The sequence below is a fragment of the Oleiphilus sp. HI0123 genome (assembly GCF_001635315.1).
Map to the genome: position 1 here is coordinate 1 of NZ_LWGE01000903.1, position 410 is coordinate 410.

At 43.9% G+C, this 410-nt stretch carries 1 protein-coding gene; it reads right to left on the reverse strand.

Going from position 1 to position 410, the window contains the following annotated elements; genetic code table 11:
* Window positions 1-236: 236 nt before the first annotated feature.
* Window positions 237-401, reverse strand: a complete 165-nt coding sequence (locus tag A3761_RS28965; protein WP_369808199.1) for a DUF1631 family protein — start codon at window positions 399-401, stop codon at window positions 237-239.
* Between the last annotated feature and the right edge of the window lie 9 nt (window positions 402-410).

Here is a 410-nt window from a genome sequence, read left to right on the forward strand (position 1 = left end):
AGTGTCGCTAAATATTCTTGTGCTGCGCGTGAGTTTTCTTCGGCGCTAAGTGATGAGCTTGAAAATTGCGAGCTTCTGTCTGCAGATACTAGCTTGAAGGGGATAGTCTTTTCCTTGGTTTCAAGGAATGATATGTCGAGCCAGTAGATCAATAGGGCCAAGATTGTGTGAATCAAAATGGCAGCGAAAGCCGCTAAGCTGAGCCGAAGACTTTGGTTGCTCTCGGTATTCACAAATTAGAGTGTACTTGCTTTCTGGCTTAGGCTACTGGTTAGTGCGTTCATGGCTCTATCAATTAGCAGTCCTTGCTCTAGAACAATTGTGTGCTTCCTTTTTAGATCATTCGCCAGGTCGGTTTTGGTTTTTTCACAAGACTTTAGCCCCATGCGATTGACGAAAATATAGCTATC